Consider the following 18302-nt stretch of genomic DNA (forward strand, 5'->3'; position numbering starts at 1 on the left):
CTATACGGTCGATTTGCAGCAAGGCTATCAGGAGGCCCGTGGCCACATGGCCCGCGTGATCGAGCGCGACGTCCGTTTCGACATCGGCGGCGACCGGCAGCGCATCCACGCGATCGAAACCGACATCCGCAACGTGACCTTCAAGCACATCCTGCTGCCCGTCTGGATGGCCGCCTACAAGTATCGCGGCCAGACCTATCGCTTTGTCGTCAACGGTCGCACCGGTCAGGTGCAGGGTGAACGGCCCTGGTCGGCGATCAAGATCACGATTGCGGTCGTCCTGGGCCTGCTGGCGGCAGCCGGCATCGGGTATCTGGTGGCGACCGGACAGCAATGACCGCTGGGTTCCGCCACCGAAAACTCTGCCGCGGAACCCCTTGAACATCCCCGGCTTCTCACCCATCCTGCCGCCGGCTGCCCCGGAGGAGAGGACGACGTGACCCTGGCCGATCTGAACACGCTTCTGACCGCGCGCCATTCCTGCCGCGCCTTCCGGCCCGATCCGGTGCCGCGGGGTGACATCGAACGGATCCTGACCAGCGCGGCCCGGGTGCCCAGTTGGTGCAACGCGCAGCCCTGGCAGGTGGTCGTGACCAGCGGCGCGGAAACGGATGCGTTCCGCAGCGCTTTGCGGGCCGAGGCCGAGACAGGCCAGGCGGAGCCCGACCTGCCCTTTCCGACCGGCTATTCCGGCGTTTATCAGGACCGGCGCCGCGCCTGCGGATGGGCCCTGTACCAGGCAGTAGGCGTAGAGAAGGGCGACCGCGCCGGATCGGCCCGGCAGATGATGGAAAACTTCAACCTGTTCGGCGCCCCGCATTGCGCCATCCTGTCCAGCCCGGCGGAACTCGGCCCCTATGGCGCGATGGATTGCGGCGGGTTTGTCACGGCTTTCACACTGGCGGCACAGGCCTTGGGCATCGCCACGATCCCGCAGGCGGCGGTGGCCGCCTATGGGCCGTTCTTGCACCGCTATTTCAACATCCCCGATAACCGGCTCATCCTGTGCGCGATTTCCTTCGGCTATCCGGATACCGACCATCCGGCCAACCAATTTCGGACCGAGCGCGCCACGCTGGACGAGTTCGTCACCTGGCGTGGGGCTTCGGCCGAGTGAGCGGAGTTTGAGAAAGACACCGATATGCGCGCATTGATACAAAGGGTGTCCGAGGCATCGGTCTCGGTCGAGGGGCAACTCATCGGCCAGTGCGGGCCGGGGCTGCTGGTGCTGGTCTGCGCCATGCAGGGTGACGACGACTTCCGCGCCGAGCAACTGGCGGCAAAGATTGCCAAGCTGCGGATCTTCAAGGATGACGCGGGCAAGATGAACCGGTCCGTGCTGGACATCGGCGGCTCGGTCCTTGTGGTAAGCCAGTTCACGTTGGCTGCCGACACCTCGCGCGGGAACCGCCCCGGATTTGCGGCGGCCGCCGATCCCGCAACCGGCGAACGCCTGTACGAACACTTTGCCCACGCGCTGGCCGCGCTTGGCGTTCCGACCGAAACCGGGTCTTTCGGAGCGGATATGGCGGTGTCCCTGATCAATGACGGCCCGGTTACGATCTGGATGGACATGTGATGACGATGCAGGATCAGGCGATCGCAATCTGGAAGGCTGGCGTTGCCGCCGTTGACGGCTACGGCGCGGTCAAGGCGGCGCTGCCCGATGTTCCGCGCCCCGATCAGATTCTGGCGGTAGGCAAGGCCGCGGCGGCGATGATGAATGCAGCGCAGGATCATTTCGGCAAGACACCGGGCCTTGTGGTCACGAAAGACGGCCATGCCGAAGGGCTGCCGTCACATCTGCAGATCATCGAAGCCTCTCACCCCGTGCCCGATGCCCGCAGCCTGAAGGGCGGCCAGGCTCTGCGCGCGGCGGTTCAGGCCATGGGTCCCGGCACGCATCTGTTGCTGCTGGTCTCGGGCGGTGCGTCCTCGCTGGCCGAGGATCTGGTGCCGGAGGCCACCCTCGAAGATCTGGCGCGGCTGAACGCGCAGCTGCTGTCCGAGGGCCTGGACATCACCGCCATGAACGCCCGCCGGCGCGAGATGTCGCGGATCAAGGGCGGGGGCCTGCTGGCCGGTTTCGGCGGAGCGCGCGCGACGGTCCTGGCCATTTCGGACGTACCGGGGGACGACATCGGCGTCATCGGATCGGGCATCGGCGCCGCACCCGAAGCCCCTCAATTCGAAGCCAGAGTCGAGATCATTGCCTCGAACGCACATGCACGCCGCGCCGCAGCCTACGCGGCACGTGCCGCCGGTCTAGACGTTCTGGCCGAGGAAGAGGCCCTGCACGACGACTATCTGTCCGTCGCCGCTGATATCGGCGCGCGGCTTCGCCAGATGCTGCCGGGCGCGATGATCTTTGGCGGAGAGCCGACGGTTGTCCTGCCCGAAAACCCGGGACGAGGCGGACGGAACCAGGCGCTGGCCCTGGCGCTGGCGCGCGAGATTCAGGGATGCGAGGGGCTGTGTGTCGTGGTCGGTGGAACCGACGGAACCGACGGGCCGACCGATGCGGCCGGCGGTGTCGTGACCGGCGCGACATGGGCCAATGGGGCGGACAAGGCCTTGCGCGATGCCGATGCGGGCTCGTTCCTTGACCGGGTCGGCGCTCTGCTGGTGACCGGCCCCACGGGAACCAATGTCATGGATCTGGTTGTCGCAACAAAGGAATGAATTGACGCTTTTCCTCTCACACCATCCGCCGATGCGCCCGAGACTGGACGCATGACACAGGCGAAAAACTCACTAGCCGAGATCGAAGAGGTTCCGGACCAAGGCATCATTCTGTCGGATGGCTGCCGCCTGTCGGCGCGGATCTGGCGCCCTGTCGATGTGGTGCAGCACCCGGTGCCCGCCATCCTGGAATACCTGCCTTATCGCAAGCGCGACGGCACGACGGCGCGCGATGCCCTGACCCATCCTTGGTTTGCCAAACGGGGTTACGCCTGCATCCGCGTCGACATGCGCGGCAATGGTGACAGCCAGGGACTGATGGAGGATGAATACACCCAGCAGGAACTGGATGACGCCGTCGAAGTGATCGAGTGGCTGGCCCAACAGCCCTGGTGTAGCGGCGCGATCGGGATGATGGGGATCAGCTGGGGCGGCTTCAACGCGCTGCAGGTGGCGGCGCTGCAGCCCGCACCGTTGAAGGCCATCATCACCCTGTGTTCGACCGCCGACCGCTATGCCGATGACATCCACTACAAGGGCGGCTGCCTGCTGAACGAGAATCTGGGCTGGGGGGCCACCATGTGGTCGTATTCGTCCCGCCCGCCCGACCCGGCGCTGCGTAACGACTGGCGCGAGATGTGGCTGCAGCGGTTGAAGGCCGAACCGTTCCTGCCCGCGGTCTGGCTGCGGCACCAGACCCGTGATGCCTATTGGCGGCATGGGTCTGTCTGCGAAGACCCCGGCGCGATCCGGGCCGCGACTCTGGCGGTGGGCGGCTGGGGCGATGCCTACAAGAACACGGTGCCCTGGCTGGTCGAGAACCTGACCGCGCCCGTCAAAGGCATCGTCGGCCCCTGGGTGCATAAGTATCCGCATTTTGCCGTGCCCGAACCACGCATCGGCTTCCTGCAAGAGGCGCTGCGCTGGTGGGACCGCTGGTTGAAGGGCGAAGAGACCGGCGTCGAACAGGACCCGGCCTATCGCGCCTATCTGATGGATGGCGTGCGCCCGGCGCGCTGGTATGCCGAGCGCCCGGGCCATTGGATCACCGAGGATGACGGCGCTACGTCCCACCTGCCGACTGTCACCCTGCCCCTTTCCGATTCAGGGCTGGGTGTGGACGGACCGCTGAATGCCCGCGTCCGCTCGCCCCATCACTGCGGGATGGATGGCGGCGAGTATTGCGCCATCTGGCTGGGTCCCGACATGCCCGGCGACCAGCGGGCCGATGACGCACTGTCCGCCTGTTTCGACACCGCGCCACTGGCCGAAGACTTGAATCTGGTCGGCGCGCCGCGCATCCGGTTGACACTTGCCGCCGACCGGCCCCAGGCACAGATCGCCGTGCGCCTGAACCATGTGCACCCGGATGGCGCCTCGACCCGGATCACCTATGGCGTGCTGAACCTGGCCCACCGGGACAGCCATGCCGACCCGCGCCCGCTGAAACCCGGAGAGCCTTGCGACATCGCGCTGGATCTCGACCACATCGCCTATCGTGTGCCCAAGGGGCACCGCTTGCGCATCGCGATCTCGAGCGCGTACTGGCCGTTGATCTGGCCCACGCCCGAAACCGCCGAACTGCACCTGAGCGGCGGTAACCTGACCTTGCCCCTTCGCCCCCGGGCCAATGGCGATGAATGCGTCTTTCCGCCGCCCGACGCTGAGACCGCATGGCAGGTCCGCCACCTGCGTCCTTCCAACCACGCCCGCCGCGTCGAAACGGACATGACCACCGGCCTGATCCACCTGGTCATCGAGGACGATTTCGGACTGGTCCAGGATGCCGACCACGGTCTGATCAGCGGCGGCACCGCGCACGAGAAATGGACCATCCACCCCGACGATCCCCTCTCCGCGCGCGGCGATTGCGCCTGGGTGCAGGAGCTGGAACGCGACGCGCTGCGCCTACGCACCGAGGCGCGCTCCGAGATGTGGGCGGACCTGACCCATTTTCACCTGCGGGCGACGCTCGACGCGTTCGAGAATGATACGCCCATCTTTTCAAAATCACTGGAGGACAGCATCCCGCGCTATCAGATGTGATGGACCGGCCCCCGCGGCACCCGAGATTTGACCTTGCCCGGTGGCGTGAAATGCGCGAACGTTGACTCATGCGTCAATAAAAAGCCCCCAACGGGCGAAAAACTCAAGCAACTGGGAGTAACTTGAATGAACGAACAACTCACTCACATGGCCAGCCAGGTGACCGCCGGGAAACTGACCCGCCGCGAATTCATCGGCAAGGCAGCCGCACTGGGCGTGTCGGCGGCCATGGCCAGCACCATCTTTGCGGATGCCGCCCGCGCCGCCGGCCCCAAGAAGGGCGGCGACCTCAAGCTGGGCCTGCAGGGCGGTGAATCCACAAACTCACTGGATCCGGCCACCTATGCCAGTTCGGTTCCGTTCCAGAACGGCAAGCAGTTCGGTGACCAACTGGTCGAAGTCGCCCCTGACGGCACGATCGAGCCGCGCCTTGCCGAAAGCGTTGAAGGCAGCGCCGATGCAAAGGTTTGGACGTTCAAACTGCGTCAGGGGGTCGAGTTCCACAACGGCAAGACCATGACCAGCGAAGACGTGCTGAAAACGATGCAGCGCCACTCGAACGAAGATTCGAAGTCGGGCGCATTGGGCATCATGAAAGGCATCGAGTCGATGAAGGCCGATGGCGAGTATTTTCAGGTCACCCTGAACGAGCCGAACGCCGATCTTCCCTACCTGATGGCCGACTACCACCTGATCATCCAACCGGACGGCGGAATGGACAACCCGGGCGCCGGTATCGGCACCGGTCCGTACAAGCTGGAAGCGGACGAACCCGGTGTGCGCCACCTTTTCTCCAAATTCGAGAACCATTGGAACCCGGATTTCGGCAACTTTGACAGCGTCGAAGTGGTGGTCATCAACGATGCCACGGCCCGGACGGCTGCGCTGCAGTCAGGTCAGGTCCACGCGATCAACCGGGTTGAGCCCAAGGTTGCAGACCTGCTGGGTCGTGCACCCAACCTGACCGTGCATTCCACGGCAGGTCGCGGCCACTACGTGTTCATCATGCATTGTGACACGGCGCCGTTCGACAGCAACGAACTGCGGACTGCTCTGAAATACGCGATCAACCGCGAAGAGCTGGTCGAGAAGGTACTGCGCGGCTATGGCTCGGTCGGGAACGACATGCCGATCAACGCAGCATACCCACTGTTCGATGAGACGATCCCGCAGCGTGAGTTCAGCGTCGAAAAAGCAGCCGAACACTACAAGAAGTCCGGCCATGACGGGTCGCCCATCATTTTGCGTGTGGCCGACGGAGCCTTCCCTGGCGCCGTGGATGCCGCAGCCCTGTTCCAGCAGACCGCCCAGCAGGCCGGGATCCCGCTTGAGATCAAGCGCGAGCCGAATGATGGCTACTGGTCCGAAGTTTGGAACGTTCAGCCTTTCTGCGCGTCCTACTGGGGCGGCCGTCCAGTGCAGGACCAGATGTACGCAACTGCCTATCTGTCCACCGCCGACTGGAACGACACCCGGTTCAAGGTCAAAGAGTTCGACGACCTGCTGTTTGCCGCGCGTGCCGAGCTGGACCCGGCAAAGCGCAAGGCAATCTACAGCCAGATGGGTATGATGGTCCGTGACCAGGGCGGCCTGATCTGCCCGATGTTCAACGACTTTGTCGAAGGCATCAGCAACCAGCTGGATGGCTGGGAAACTGATCCGACCCAAGAGATGATGAACGGCAACATGTCCCGCAAGATGTGGTTCGTCTAACTCGGATCGACAGGTATGCATCCTATCATCAAACTGGTTTCCCAGCGCCTGGCGCTGGGATTCCTCTTGCTGTTTGGCGCTTCGGCCCTGATTTTCGGGTTGACCGAGGCCCTACCCGGAGACGCCGCGCAAGCCGTCCTGGGGCAGTCCGCGACCCCTGAATCCCTTGCCAACCTGCGTGAGGAGATGGGGCTGAACCGTCCCGCCTTGACCCGGTATTTCGAATGGCTTGGCGGAATTGTCCAAGGTGACATGGGCACGTCCCTGACCAACAAGCTGGACATCGCCGAGTCGGTCAGCAACCGATTGGGCAATACGTTGTTTCTTGCCTTCTGGGCGGCCATTGTCTCGGTGCCCCTTGCAATTTTCCTTGGCCTCGTCGCGGTCCGCTATCGCAACCGCTGGCCCGACAAGCTGATCTCGGCCGTCACCCTGACGACGATCTCGATCCCCGAGTTCCTGATCGGCTATGTCTTGGTCTATTTCGTGGCCGTCAAACTGGGCATGTTCTCACCGCTGGCGATGATCAATGACAGCATGTCCTTTTGGCAGAAACTGAACTCGATCGCGCTGCCCGTCATCGTGCTGACCATGGTGGTTCTGGCACACATGATGCGCATGACCCGCGCCGCGATCCTGAACGTGATGCAGTCGGCCTATGTCGAAACGGCCGAACTGAAGGGCCTGAGCAACTTCAAGGTCATCTGGCGCCATGCCTTCCCGAACGCCATCGCCCCCATCGTGAACGTGGTGATGCTGAACCTGGCCTATCTGGTCGTGGGTGTGGTCGTCGTCGAGGTGGTGTTCGTCTATCCCGGCATGGGGCAGTACCTTGTTGACCATGTGACCAAGCGCGACGTGCCGGTGGTTCTGGCCTGCGGGGTCATCTTTGCCGCAATCTATATCGGGCTAAACATGGTTGCCGACATCGTCGCGATCCTGGCCAACCCAAGGCTGAGGCACCCGAAATGAAGAACATCCCAATCTCTGCAATGATCGGGCTGGCCTTCACCGCCCTGTATTTCATTATCGCCGTCTTTGCACCCTTCCTGGCGCCCTACGGCATGGCCGAGGTTGTGGGCGACGTATGGGAACCCTCGAGTTCGGAATTCTGGCTGGGCACCGACAATATCGGCCGCGACCTTCTCAGCCGCATGATCTATGGCGGGCGCACCACGATCTTCATCGCTACCGCCGCCACCATCCTCAGCTTCGTCACCGGTTCGATCCTGGGATTTCTGGCCGCCGTACTGGGGGGCTGGGCTGATCAGGTGATGTCGCGGACCGTGGACCTGATCATGTCGATCCCGTCGCTAATCACCGCGCTGGTGGTTCTGGCGATGGTGCCGGTCACCATCCCGGTTCTGATCGTGGTCATGGGCCTGTTGGACGCCACCCGCGTCTATCGCCTGGCCCGGGCCGTGGCTGTTGACATCGAGGTCATGGACTATGTCGAGGCCGCAAAGCTGCGCGGCGAAGGCCGCGGCTGGATCATCTTCCGCGAGATCCTGCCCAACGCGTTGTCACCGCTGGTGGCCGAACTGGGCCTGCGCTTCATCTTCATGGTGCTGTTCGTCTCGACCCTGTCGTTCCTGGGCCTGGGCGTTCAGCCCCCGCTGGCCGATTGGGGCGGCATCGTGAAAGAAAACAAGGACGGCATCGTCTATGGCATCGGCGCGGCGCTGTATCCGGCGGTGGCCATCGCCACGCTGGCCATCTCGGTCAATTTGGTGGCTGACTGGATCCTGAACCGCACCACATCGCTGAAAGGAGGCCGGGGATGAGCGATACCCTTCTCAAGGTCCGTGACCTCAAGATCGGCGCGACCGTCTATCCGCCGGGCGAAAAACCCCGCGACATCGAGATCGTGCACGGGGTCAGCTTTGACCTCGAGCGCGGCAAGGTGCTGGGCCTGATCGGGGAGTCCGGTGCCGGGAAGTCGACCATCGGGCTGGCCTCGATGGCCTATGGCCGGGGCGGCGTGAAGATCACCGGCGGCGAGGTCTGGGTGAACGGGCGCGATATCCTCAAGACGTCGCTCTCGGATATCCGCAAACTGCGCGGCGGCGAGGTGACCTATGTGTCGCAATCGGCGGCAGCGTCCTTCAACCCGGCCAAGAAGATCATGGATCAGGTGGTCGAAGCTGCGGTCGAGCAGAAGAAGTTCGGCCGCAAAGAGGCCGAAGCCCGCGCGCGTGAGCTGTTCGCCAAGCTGGGCCTTCCCGACCCGGACAATATCGGCAACCGCTATCCGCACCAGGTCTCGGGCGGGCAGTTGCAGCGTTGCATGACGGCGCTGGCGTTGTGCCCCGAGCCGGATCTGGTGGTGTTCGACGAACCCACGACCGCGCTTGACGTGACAACCCAGATCGACGTCCTGATGGCGATCAAAGAGGCCATCCGCGACACCGGCGTGGCCGCGCTGTACATCACCCACGATCTGGCGGTCGTGGCGCAGGTCAGCGATGACATCATGGTGCTGCGCATGGGCGACACGGTCGAATACGGCACCACCGACCAGATCATCAACAACCCGCAGGAAGAATACACCAAGGCGTTGGTCTCGGTCCGTTCGATCGAACACGAGGAAAAACAGCCCACGCCCGAACCCGTGTTGCAGGTCGATGGCATTACGGCCCGCTACAAGGGGCTGAACTTCGACGTGCTGCACAACGTCAATGTCGAGCTTCATCCGGGGCAGACGCTGGCGGTCGTGGGGGAATCGGGGTCTGGGAAATCCACGCTGGCCCGGGTGATCACCGGCCTGCTGCCCCCGCGCGACGGCGAGATCACCTTTGCCGGGCGCAAGCTCAGCCCCGATCTGGCCGGACGCTCGCGCGAGGACCTGCGCGAGTTGCAGATGATTTACCAGATGGCCGATGTTGCGATGAACCCGCGCCAGACGGTGGGTACCATTATCGGCCGGCCGCTCGAGTTCTACTTCAACATGCGCGGCGCCGAGAAGCATAAGCGCATCATCGAACTGTTGGACGAGATCGAACTGGGCGAAGGCTTCATCGATCGCTATCCGGCGGAGCTGTCAGGAGGTCAGAAGCAGCGTGTGTGCATTGCCCGCGCGCTGGCGGCCAAGCCCAAGATGATCATCTGTGACGAGGTCACATCGGCGCTGGATCCACTGGTGGCGGACGGCATCCTCAAGCTGTTGCTGGACCTGCAGAAGATCGAGGACGTCGCCTATCTGTTCATCACCCATGACCTGGCGACGGTGCGCGCCATCAGCGACAGCATTGCCGTGATGTATCAGGGGCGCGTGGTGCGCTATGGACCCAAATCGCAGGTGCTGAGCCCGCCATTCGACGACTATACCGATCTGCTGCTCAGCTCGGTCCCCGAGATGCATCTGGGCTGGCTGGAAGAGGTCGTGGCCCACCGCAAGATGGAGAGCGCCGGCAACTGAACCGCCCAAAACCGGAAATCCCGGCGTTTTGTCCCAAGACAGACGTCGGGATTTTTGCCATTCCGAGCGCGAATTGACAGGTCGCGCGCGTTTCAGGCGATAGACTCGACCGGAAACAAACCCCGCGAACAAGGAGATCGCGATGGACCGCAAACTGCTGCTGATCATTCTCGACGGGGTTCCCTGGCGCAATTTCCGCCGGCTTTTCGGCAATCTCGAAGGCTGGGTCGACAGCGGCGAGGCGCGAGTTTGGAAACACCGCTCTGTGCTGCCGTCGATCTCGGCCAGCTGCTATGCCTCGATCCACACCGGCGTTTCACCGCAGGAGCATGGCTGCACCGGAAACGGCAACGTGTTCCGGCTGGACCACAAGGACATCTTCAGCCAAGTGCGCGAGGCCGGCGGCGTGACCGGGGCCGTCACCCACAGCTTTTGGTCGGAGTTCTTCAACCGCCACCCCTTCGACTATGTGCGCGACATCGAATATGACGAGCCGGACAGCCCGTCCATCAATCACGGCCGGTTCCACTCGATGACGGGCTATGGCAAAGCCAACCAGATGACGCCGTCCGATGTCGACCTGTTTGCGACCCTGACCAACCTGTGCCTGCGGTTCGGGCTGGATTACGGCATTCTCCATACCTGTACGCTCGACAGCATGGGCCACCGGTTCTACCACGACTGTGAAGAGATGGATCACGCCTGCTTTGTCATGGACGAAATGCTGGCCCCATTCATCCCACGCTGGCGGCAGTTGGGATACGAGGTGATCGTGACCGCCGATCACGGTCAGGACGAGCGCGGCCACCACGGCGGGCGCAGCCCCCTACAGCAGGAAACGGCGCTGTACTACTTCGGCGATGCCGAAGGCCCCGATGCGGAAACGGTCATTGACCAGTTGCAGTTGGCGCCCACGGTTCTGACCCGCATGGGCGCTCCGGTGGCCGAGACGATGAAGGCCAAGCCATTCCTGCGCTGAGCGCCGTCAGTCGTAGTTCCACAACCCCTGCCCCAACGCCTCGACCGCGATCGAGATCCGTTCGAAGCTGTCGGCGGCGCGGGTCACCGAATGGCGGGCGCGCAGGTAGCCATGCACGAGGCCGGCTTCGTTGATCCAATGCGCCTGCCCACCGGCGGCGGTGATTTTGGCGCAGTACGCGGCACCGTCATCGCGTAGCGGGTCACAGTCGGCGGTTACCACCACCGTCGGCGGCAGTCCGGAAAAGTCGGTATCGTGCAGTGGGGCGAATTTGGGGTCATGTTCCGGGACGGCGCCGCCACACCGGACTTTTTCATAGAACAGAACCTCGTCGCGCGTCAGCATCGGCGCGTGGGCGTGTTCGATATACGATCCCTGGTTCGGGTCGCCACCCAAACCGGGATAGATCAGAACCTGCCCCAGGATGTTCCCAATCCGCCCGCGCGCATGATGGGCGACGGCTGCGGCCAGGTTTCCGCCCGCGCTGTCCCCGGCCAGAACCAGCGGGTCGCCGAATTCGGATTGCACCCAGTTCGCCGCGGTCCAGCAATCCTCGAACTGCGCCGGATGAATATGTTCAGGACACAGCCGGTAGTCGACCGCCACCACCCGATAGCCGGTTTGGGCGCACAGTTCGGCGCAGACGTCATCGTGGCTGTCCAGCCCGCCCACGACGAACCCGCCGCCATGCATGTAGACGACGGTTCGGGTTGGATCGCCGCAGAAATAGACGCGCACCCCAACCCCATCGGCCGAACTGTCCCGTGTTTCGACGCCCGGTGGACGCGGCTGCCGAAACGCGCGGCACATGTCGTCGTAGACGCGGCGCTGGTCCTCGATGGACCGCTCCACCGCGTCTTCGGGATAGCTTTCGGCGGTGCGCCGGATGAACGCCCAGGTCTCCTCGTCGATCAGACGTTCATAGTCCATTGCCCCTCCGGATCAGTCGGCCCACTCCCATGGCCGGGTGAAGTTGCCCAGCACCTGGTTCACATCGTCCTCGGATGCACCGTTCACGTCAAGCTGCGCGACAAGGCCCCGCTTTTTGTCGTCGATGACCGACACGACCCGCGCCGGAACGCCGGCGGTTTCCAACGCCTGATTGTAGACCCGCGTGATCGCCTGTTTGCGCAGTTCAGGCTTGAAGACTTTGCCCACCGCAGTCTTCGGCAGCTCGGGCAGGATGGTCATGTGCTTGGGATGCGCGGCGCGTTCATGCACGTGGATCTTGCAGTATTCCAGCAGTTCTTCCTCGGTCACGCTGGCGCCTTCGACCAGTTCGACAAAGGAACAGGGGACTTCGCCCGCATGAGCGTCGGGCTGGCCGATGGCGCCGGCGAAGGCCACCGCGTCATGGCCCAGCAAGGCCTCTTCAATCTCGGCCGGGTCGATGTTGTGACCGCCGCGAATGATCAGATCCTTGGCGCGGCCGGTGATCCACAGATACCCGTCCGCATCGAACCGACCCAAGTCGCCGGTGCGCAGGTATTTGTCGAAGTAGTACAAATCGACGTTCTTGTCTTCCTCTGTATAGGTGTTCCCGGCATAGACGCCCGGGTTCGACACGCAGATCTCGCCCACTTCGTCCACCGCGCATTCCTTAGGTCCATCGGGGCCGTCGCGCAGGATCTTGACGTCAGTGTACGGGAACGGAATCCCGATCGAGCCGATCTTCTTCTCGCCATCCACCGGGTTGCAGGACACCAGGCAGGTGGCCTCGGTCAGGCCATAGCCTTCGACGATGGTCACACCGGTCGCTTTCTCGAACCGGCGGAACAGCTCGACCGGCAGCGGGGCCGACCCCGAGAAGGCCGTCTTGACGGTCGAGATGTCTGCATCCACCGGGCGCTGCATCTTGGCCGAGATCGCCGTGGGCACGGTGATGATGAACGAAACCTTCCAGCGCTCGATCAATTTCCAGAAGTTGTCGAACACACCGTCGCCGCGATACCCGGCGGGGGTCGGGAACACCACATGGGCGCCCGACGACACCGCCGCCATCACGATCACATGGCAGGCAAAGACGTGGAACATCGGCAGCGGGCACATGATCACGTCCTCTTCCGAGAACAGCAGCGTGTGGCCCAGCCACCCATTGTAGATCATGCCGGAATATTTGTGCTGCGCGACCTTCGGCATTCCCGTGGTGCCGCCGGTGTGGAAATAGCAGGCGACCCGGTCCTCTTTACTGTCCTCAAAGGTCAGCGTGGTGGGTTGCTTGGCTAGTTCCTTGTTGAAATCAAGGTAATCGGCGTGGGCCAGGTGCTCTTTGTCCTCCATCTTGGGCCGGACCAACGGAACAATCCACGATTTCGGCGGCGTCAGGTACCGGTTCAGATCGATCTCCAGCACGGTGTTGACACCCGGCGCGTGGCGCACGGCCTCGGCGACCTTCTGCGCCACATCCGTCTTTGGGAAAGGCTTCAGCGTGACCACGACCTTGGCCTTGGTCTCACGCAGGATCGACGCGATCTGCTCGGGCTCGAGCAGCGGGTTGATTGGGTTCACGATCCCGGCCACCGCGCCGCCCATCATAGTGATCAACGTCTCGTTGCAGTTGGGCAGCACATAGGCCACCACGTCGTTTTCCTTGACCCCCAAAGAACGGAACAGATTGGCTGCCTGGTTCGTCTTGGCCAGCAGTTTCGACCATGTCAGGGTTTCGGCCTTGTCCTTGGGGCCGGACAGGATCTGGAAACTGATCGCGTTGCGATCCGGGAACTTGGCGGCCGTCCGCGAGAGCAGCTGATGGAACGAGACGGGTACGTCGCGGGCCTCCCACGGCATTTCCTGCTCGATCCTGATTTTGTCTTCCTTGCCCACAAAGGCCATGTGGTTCCTCCCCATTTCTGCCCTGCGTTTTTCGCAGGCTGTCCATCGCTTTCAAGATGAAAGCAAACAGTGCCCTGCGCAAGCGAGGGCTTACCCTCGGGCAAGGGGAAAATGTAGAATGACGCTACGGCGGTTCGGGAATTGCCCGCGCGTCACTTCACTCGGCGGCCACGCCATCGGTGAACTGGAGGCGCGCCAGACGCGCATAGAGCCCACCTTGTGCCACCAGGTCGTCATGGGTGCCCTGCGCCACGATCCGGCCGTTCTCCATCACCACGATGCGATCGGCCTTTTTCACGGTGGCCAGACGGTGCGCCACGATCAGGGTAGTGCGCCCGGCGCGCATTTGGTCGACGGCGGCCTGAACTGCGCGCTCGCTCTCGGCATCCAGCGCCGATGTCGCCTCGTCCAGCAGCAGAACCGGAGCGTCGCGCAAAATCGCCCGCGCGATGGCGATGCGCTGTTTCTGCCCGCCCGACAGCATCACGCCGCGTTCGCCGACGAAACTGTCATAGCCTTCGGGCAGGGCCGAGATGAAGTCATGCGCAGCGGCGGCACGGGCGGCGGCCTCGACCTCGGCATCCGAGGCGTCCAGCCGTCCAAAGCGGATGTTCTCGCGCGCCGAGGCCGCAAAGATCACTGGGTCCTGCGGCACCAAGGCCATGTACTGCCGGAAATCTGCCCGGCGCATGTCGCGCAAGTCGATCCCGTCCAGGCTGACCTGACCGGCCTCGGGGTCATAAAATCGCTGGATCAACTGGATCACGGTCGTCTTGCCCGCGCCCGAGGGGCCGACGAAAGCCACGGTCTCGCCCGGGCTCACCGTCAGCGACAGGTCGTCCAGAGCCAGAACGTCGGGACGGGCCGGATAGCGGAAGTTCACCTTGTCGAAAGAGATCTGCCCCTTGACCGGCTGCGGCAGCGCCTTGGGTTGCGCCGGGTCGTTTACCGTACCCTCGGCGTTCAGCAACTCAACCAGCCGTTCGGTTGCGCCTGCGGCGCGTTGCAGCTCGCTCCAGATTTCGGATAGGGCGGCCACGGACCCGGCCATGATGATCGAATAGATCACGAACTGAATCAGAACGCCTTCGGTCATCACGCCGTTGCGCACATCGTTCGCGCCCATCCACAACACGCCGACGATCCCAGAGAACACAAGGAAGATCACGATCACCGTAAGAACCGCGCGCGTCTGGATGCGGCGCAGGGACGCCTGATAGGCGGTCTCGGTCAGGTCGGCGAATTGCTTGCGGCTGGCATCCTCGTGGGTAAAGGCCTGCACGGTCTGCACCGCGCCCAGCGCCTCGCCCGCGTTACCGGAACTGGCCGCGATCCAGTCCTGGTTTTCGCGGCTGATGGCCCGCAGGCGCCGACCGAGCACCAGGATCGGCACCACCACCGCCGGGATCAGCAACAGCACCAGCCCGGTCAGCTTGGCCGAGGTCAGCAGCATCAGAACCAGACCGCCGAAGAACAGCAGCATGTTGCGCAGCGCGATCGAGACCGACGAGCCCAGAACTGACTGGATCAGCGTTGTGTCGGTGGTGATCCGGCTGAGCACCTCGCCCGTCATGATGCGTTCATAGAAGGCCGGGCTCATCCCGATCACGCGGTCGAACACGGCCTTGCGGATGTCGGCCACGACCCGCTCGCCCAGCCGCGTAACCAGCGCATAGCGGACCCCTGTGCCCACGGCCAGCATCGCGGCAATACCCAGCGCCGCCAGAAAGTACCAATCCAGCAACTCGCCATCTTCGATACGGAAATTGTCGACCACCCGTCGCACCGCCAACGGCAGCGTCAGCGTCATGCTGGCGGTCAGAACCAGCGCCAGCGTCGCCCCGATCATCAACAGCCGATAAGGCCGCATGAACGGCCAGAGCGAGGCCAGAACGCCCAGTTTCCGCGATCCGGGGCGTTCGTCATGCGAACCGTGTGCCCGTTTGGTTGCTTGGTTGGCGGGTTGTGGTCTTGCCATGCCTGGCCCTTGTTTCGCGATCAGCTGTTGATGGGGCTTCTTGGCGGCACAGGCCGGTCGGGTCAAGCTGTCCGTGGCACATCAGCCCTTGGCAAGGGCTATTTGACGCAAGTATCTCCGGGAAGACTGGAGCGGGTAGACGGAATCGAACCGACATAACCTGCTTGGAAGGCAGGGGCTTTACCATTAAGCTATACCCGCTTGGTGCTGGGCTGAGTAGTCCATGCCCGGGCGGTCGTCAAGCACCGAAATCGGTGGTTCGCGTGCTTTTCCGTGCGGTTTTGCCTGTGTTCGTGCCGCAGCCTCGGCCTCAATGTGCCGTCAGATTGCCGTATCGTCCGCTCGCCCTGCCCAGCCTTCAAGTGTTTGTCATACTCAGTGCCTAAATCCGTTTCACGAATCCATTCCGACAGCGAGGAACTACCCCATGAAAGACGTTGATCCCACCACCCTGTCCGCCGACGATTGGGACGAGCTGCATTTCCCCCGCCCCGCCGAGAACGATTTTGACCGTGTCGTGGACAGCGCGCTGTCGCGCCGGGGGTTTCTGAGCGGCGTTCTTGCCTTCGGCTCCGGGGCCGCCGCAATGGGCACCGGCCTGCTGGGGTCGACCTCGGCACAGGCCCAGGCCGCGTCACGGTTTGCCTTCACACCAATCCCGGCCCAGACCGACGGGACGGTGCATGTGCCCGAGGGCTACGATTGGAAGGTTCTGATCCGCTGGGGCGATCCGCTGTTCTCGGACGCCGACGGCTATGACGTCACCGATGGCGGCCCGGTCGAAAAATCTGATCGTATTTTCGGCGAGAATACCGACGGGATGGAGGCATTTTCGTATCGTGGCCGCCAACTGATCGCGGTGAACCACGAATACCCCAACCGCAAGATCAACTTGCCCGCCGCTCAGGACGGCAAACCCGCCAGCGCCGATGACGTGCGCAAGCTGCAGAACATCCAAGGCGTGACCGTGATGGAGATCGCCGAAGGCGCCGATGGCTGGACCGTCGTTAAGGACAGCCCGTTCAACCGCCGCATCCATCACAACACGCCCATGAAGATCGCAGGCCCCGCCGCCGGGCACGACCTGATGAAGACCGAGGCCGACCCGACCGGCACCCAGTCGCTGGGCACCCTGAACAACTGCGGCGCGGGCAAGACGCCTTGGGGCACCTATCTGACCTGCGAGGAAAACTTCAACGGCTATTTCGGCTCGAGCGACGAGACTGCCAGCTACGACCCCAAAGTCGCCGACGGCTACCAACGCTATGGCATCAAGGCCCAGAGCTGGAACGGCTACGAGTTGTTCGATCCGCGCTTTGACACCTCGAAGAACCCCAACGAGCCGCACCGCGCCGGTTGGGTGGTCGAGATCGACCCGACCGACCCCGAAAGCACGCCGGTCAAGCGCACCGGTCTGGGGCGTTTCAAGCACGAAAACGCCGCTGTCGAGTTGGCCCGGGATGGCCGCGTGGTGGTCTATATGGGCGATGACGAACGCGGCGAATACCTGTACCGCTATGTCTCGAACGGCATATACACACCCGGCGGCGAAACCGAAGGGCTGCTGGATGACGGGACGCTCTATGTGGCCAGATTCAATGACGACAGTACCGGGCAATGGGTTCCGCTGACGCCCGAGACCACCGGAATGGAGCAGGCCGAGATCCTGATCTTCAGCCGCATGGCGGCCTCGAAGGCGGGCGGCACCACCATGGATCGGCCCGAATGGGTGGCCACCAGCCCGGTCGCGTCCGAGGCCTATTGCTGCCTGACCAACAACAAGAACCGCGGCGTCAAGCCGAATGCGGGTGGCGACGACACCTCGGTCAACGGTCCCAATCCGCGCGAAGCCAACAAATACGGCCAGATCGTCCGCTGGCGCCCCGCGGATGACGACCACGCCGCCGATGGCTTTGACTGGGATCTGTACGTCATGGCGGGCAACCCGACGGTGCATTCCGATGCCTATGCCGGGTCCGAAAACATCAACGAGGGCAACCTGTTCAACTCGCCCGATGGCATGATGATCGACAGCACCGGGATGGTCTGGATCCAGACCGACGGCAATGACGACAACGAAGGCGACTTTGCCGGGCACGGCAACAACCAGATGCTGGTCGGCGATCCGGTCACCGGCGAGATCGCGCGGTTCATGACCGGCCCGAACGGCTGCGAGGTCACCGGCCTGACCTGGTCGGCGGATCGGCGCACGATGTTTGTGGGCATCCAGCATCCCGGCAAGAACTGGCCCGACGGAGGCACGCCGCGTTCTGCGATCATCGCGATCAAGCGCACTGACAACGAGGTTCTGGGCTGATCCGGCCTCAGGTTCAACGCCACCTCCGGCCTGTGCCGGAGGTGGCCATCATTGGGTTCAAAGATCCTGCCCCAGAGGGGCCAGCGGCCCGCCCTTGGCGGCCAGGTGACGTTCGGGCAACCACGGGTTCAGGGCCAGCGCCCGAGCCAGTTCCTCGCGCGCTTCGTCGATTCGGTGCAGGCCCATCAAGGTCAGCGCGCGCCCGCTGATCGCCGCGATGTGGTTGGGCGACAACGCCAGTGCGCGGTCCAGATCGGTCAAGGCCGCCTCGAAATCCTGACGCAGAAAATTGACGAAGGCGCGCTGGTTGTACCCTTCGGCATAGTTTGGACAATAG

General features: G+C 63.4%; 14 protein-coding genes, 1 tRNA gene and 1 pseudogene. 11 read left to right on the forward strand and 5 right to left on the reverse strand.

Annotation, left to right across the window (positions count from 1 at the left end; translation table 11 throughout):
• From AC2FM3_RS15625 to AC2FM3_RS15670, 10 genes and pseudogenes are all read left to right on the forward strand, one after another.
• Positions 1–337: pseudogene (locus tag AC2FM3_RS15625) on the forward strand (primosomal protein N' (replication factor Y) - superfamily II helicase); the annotation flags it as partial.
• A 99-nt stretch (positions 338–436) separates the two neighbouring features.
• Entirely contained in the window at positions 437–1117 is a 681-nt protein-coding gene (locus tag AC2FM3_RS15630) for a nitroreductase (protein ID WP_496683554.1), read from the forward strand.
• Between the two features lie 24 nt (positions 1118–1141).
• Positions 1142–1579: a D-aminoacyl-tRNA deacylase gene (dtd, locus tag AC2FM3_RS15635; RefSeq protein ID WP_496683556.1), complete on the forward strand. Its 438-nt coding sequence runs from the start codon at positions 1142–1144 to the stop codon at positions 1577–1579.
• The gene (locus AC2FM3_RS15640) at positions 1579–2682 is read left to right on the forward strand and encodes a glycerate kinase type-2 family protein (protein WP_496683558.1); all 1104 of its coding nucleotides are present in this window, start codon (positions 1579–1581) and stop codon (positions 2680–2682) included. The genes dtd and AC2FM3_RS15640 overlap by 1 nt, the downstream gene beginning before the upstream one ends.
• Before the next feature lie 51 nt (positions 2683–2733).
• Complete coding sequence (locus AC2FM3_RS15645) at positions 2734–4728, forward strand: CocE/NonD family hydrolase (protein ID WP_496683561.1); 1995 nt, start codon at positions 2734–2736, stop codon at positions 4726–4728.
• A 126-nt stretch (positions 4729–4854) separates the two neighbouring features.
• The gene (locus AC2FM3_RS15650; RefSeq protein WP_496683564.1) at positions 4855–6441 is read left to right on the forward strand and encodes an ABC transporter substrate-binding protein; all 1587 of its coding nucleotides are present in this window, start codon (positions 4855–4857) and stop codon (positions 6439–6441) included.
• 15 nt (positions 6442–6456) lie between these two features.
• The gene (locus AC2FM3_RS15655) at positions 6457–7413 is read left to right on the forward strand and encodes an ABC transporter permease (protein ID WP_496683567.1); all 957 of its coding nucleotides are present in this window, start codon (positions 6457–6459) and stop codon (positions 7411–7413) included.
• Positions 7410–8225 carry an ABC transporter permease gene (locus AC2FM3_RS15660; RefSeq protein ID WP_170340710.1) on the forward strand — a complete coding sequence of 272 codons (816 nt, stop codon included), beginning with the start codon at positions 7410–7412 and terminating at the stop codon, positions 8223–8225. Before AC2FM3_RS15655 ends, AC2FM3_RS15660 begins: the two co-directional genes overlap by 4 nt.
• Positions 8222–9859 carry an ABC transporter ATP-binding protein gene (locus AC2FM3_RS15665; protein WP_496683571.1) on the forward strand — a complete coding sequence of 546 codons (1638 nt, stop codon included), beginning with the start codon at positions 8222–8224 and terminating at the stop codon, positions 9857–9859. The genes AC2FM3_RS15660 and AC2FM3_RS15665 overlap by 4 nt, the downstream gene beginning before the upstream one ends.
• Before the next feature lie 142 nt (positions 9860–10001).
• Positions 10002–10838, forward strand: a complete 837-nt coding sequence (locus AC2FM3_RS15670; RefSeq protein ID WP_496683574.1) for an alkaline phosphatase family protein — start codon at positions 10002–10004, stop codon at positions 10836–10838.
• A 6-nt stretch (positions 10839–10844) separates the two neighbouring features.
• On the opposite strand, the gene AC2FM3_RS15675 is transcribed toward AC2FM3_RS15670, so the two are convergent.
• From AC2FM3_RS15675 to AC2FM3_RS15690, 4 genes are all read right to left on the reverse strand, one after another.
• Positions 10845–11768: an alpha/beta hydrolase gene (locus AC2FM3_RS15675; RefSeq protein ID WP_496683577.1), complete on the reverse strand. Its 924-nt coding sequence runs from the start codon at positions 11766–11768 to the stop codon at positions 10845–10847.
• A 12-nt stretch (positions 11769–11780) separates the two neighbouring features.
• Positions 11781–13670, reverse strand: a complete 1890-nt coding sequence (locus AC2FM3_RS15680; RefSeq protein ID WP_496683579.1) for an acyl-CoA synthetase — start codon at positions 13668–13670, stop codon at positions 11781–11783.
• Between the two features lie 157 nt (positions 13671–13827).
• Entirely contained in the window at positions 13828–15648 is a 1821-nt protein-coding gene (locus AC2FM3_RS15685; RefSeq protein WP_496683582.1) for an ABC transporter transmembrane domain-containing protein, read from the reverse strand.
• Between the two features lie 127 nt (positions 15649–15775).
• A tRNA-Gly gene (locus AC2FM3_RS15690) sits at positions 15776–15849 on the reverse strand.
• 226 nt (positions 15850–16075) lie between these two features.
• On the opposite strand from AC2FM3_RS15690, the gene AC2FM3_RS15695 reads away from it, so the two are divergent.
• Positions 16076–17965, forward strand: a complete 1890-nt coding sequence (locus AC2FM3_RS15695; protein ID WP_496683585.1) for a PhoX family protein — start codon at positions 16076–16078, stop codon at positions 17963–17965.
• Positions 17966–18022: 57 nt separating this feature from the next.
• Here AC2FM3_RS15695 and AC2FM3_RS15700 read toward each other — a convergent pair.
• The coding region (locus tag AC2FM3_RS15700) for a tetratricopeptide repeat protein (protein WP_496683588.1) at positions 18023–18302 on the reverse strand (280 nt) is incomplete at its 5' end.

The sequence above is a fragment of the Ruegeria sp. BHSB172 genome (genome assembly GCF_059613165.1).

Bases quoted from the DNA above. Each gene is read 5' to 3' on its own strand.
- AC2FM3_RS15660 (WP_170340710.1), top strand. From the start codon at position 7,410: ATGAAGAACATCCCAATCTCTGCAATGATCGGGCTGGCCTTCACCGCC.
- AC2FM3_RS15680 (WP_496683579.1), bottom strand. From the start codon at position 13,670: ATGGCCTTTGTGGGCAAGGAAGACAAAATCAGGATCGAGCAGGAAATG.
- AC2FM3_RS15665 (WP_496683571.1), top strand. From the start codon at position 8,222: ATGAGCGATACCCTTCTCAAGGTCCGTGACCTCAAGATCGGCGCGACC.
- AC2FM3_RS15640 (WP_496683558.1), top strand. From the start codon at position 1,579: ATGACGATGCAGGATCAGGCGATCGCAATCTGGAAGGCTGGCGTTGCC.
- AC2FM3_RS15655 (WP_496683567.1), top strand. From the start codon at position 6,457: ATGCATCCTATCATCAAACTGGTTTCCCAGCGCCTGGCGCTGGGATTC.
- AC2FM3_RS15650 (WP_496683564.1), top strand. From the start codon at position 4,855: ATGAACGAACAACTCACTCACATGGCCAGCCAGGTGACCGCCGGGAAA.
- AC2FM3_RS15675 (WP_496683577.1), bottom strand. From the start codon at position 11,768: ATGGACTATGAACGTCTGATCGACGAGGAGACCTGGGCGTTCATCCGG.
- AC2FM3_RS15645 (WP_496683561.1), top strand. From the start codon at position 2,734: ATGACACAGGCGAAAAACTCACTAGCCGAGATCGAAGAGGTTCCGGAC.
- dtd (WP_496683556.1), top strand. From the start codon at position 1,142: ATGCGCGCATTGATACAAAGGGTGTCCGAGGCATCGGTCTCGGTCGAG.
- AC2FM3_RS15670 (WP_496683574.1), top strand. From the start codon at position 10,002: ATGGACCGCAAACTGCTGCTGATCATTCTCGACGGGGTTCCCTGGCGC.
- AC2FM3_RS15685 (WP_496683582.1), bottom strand. From the start codon at position 15,648: ATGGCAAGACCACAACCCGCCAACCAAGCAACCAAACGGGCACACGGT.
- AC2FM3_RS15695 (WP_496683585.1), top strand. From the start codon at position 16,076: ATGAAAGACGTTGATCCCACCACCCTGTCCGCCGACGATTGGGACGAG.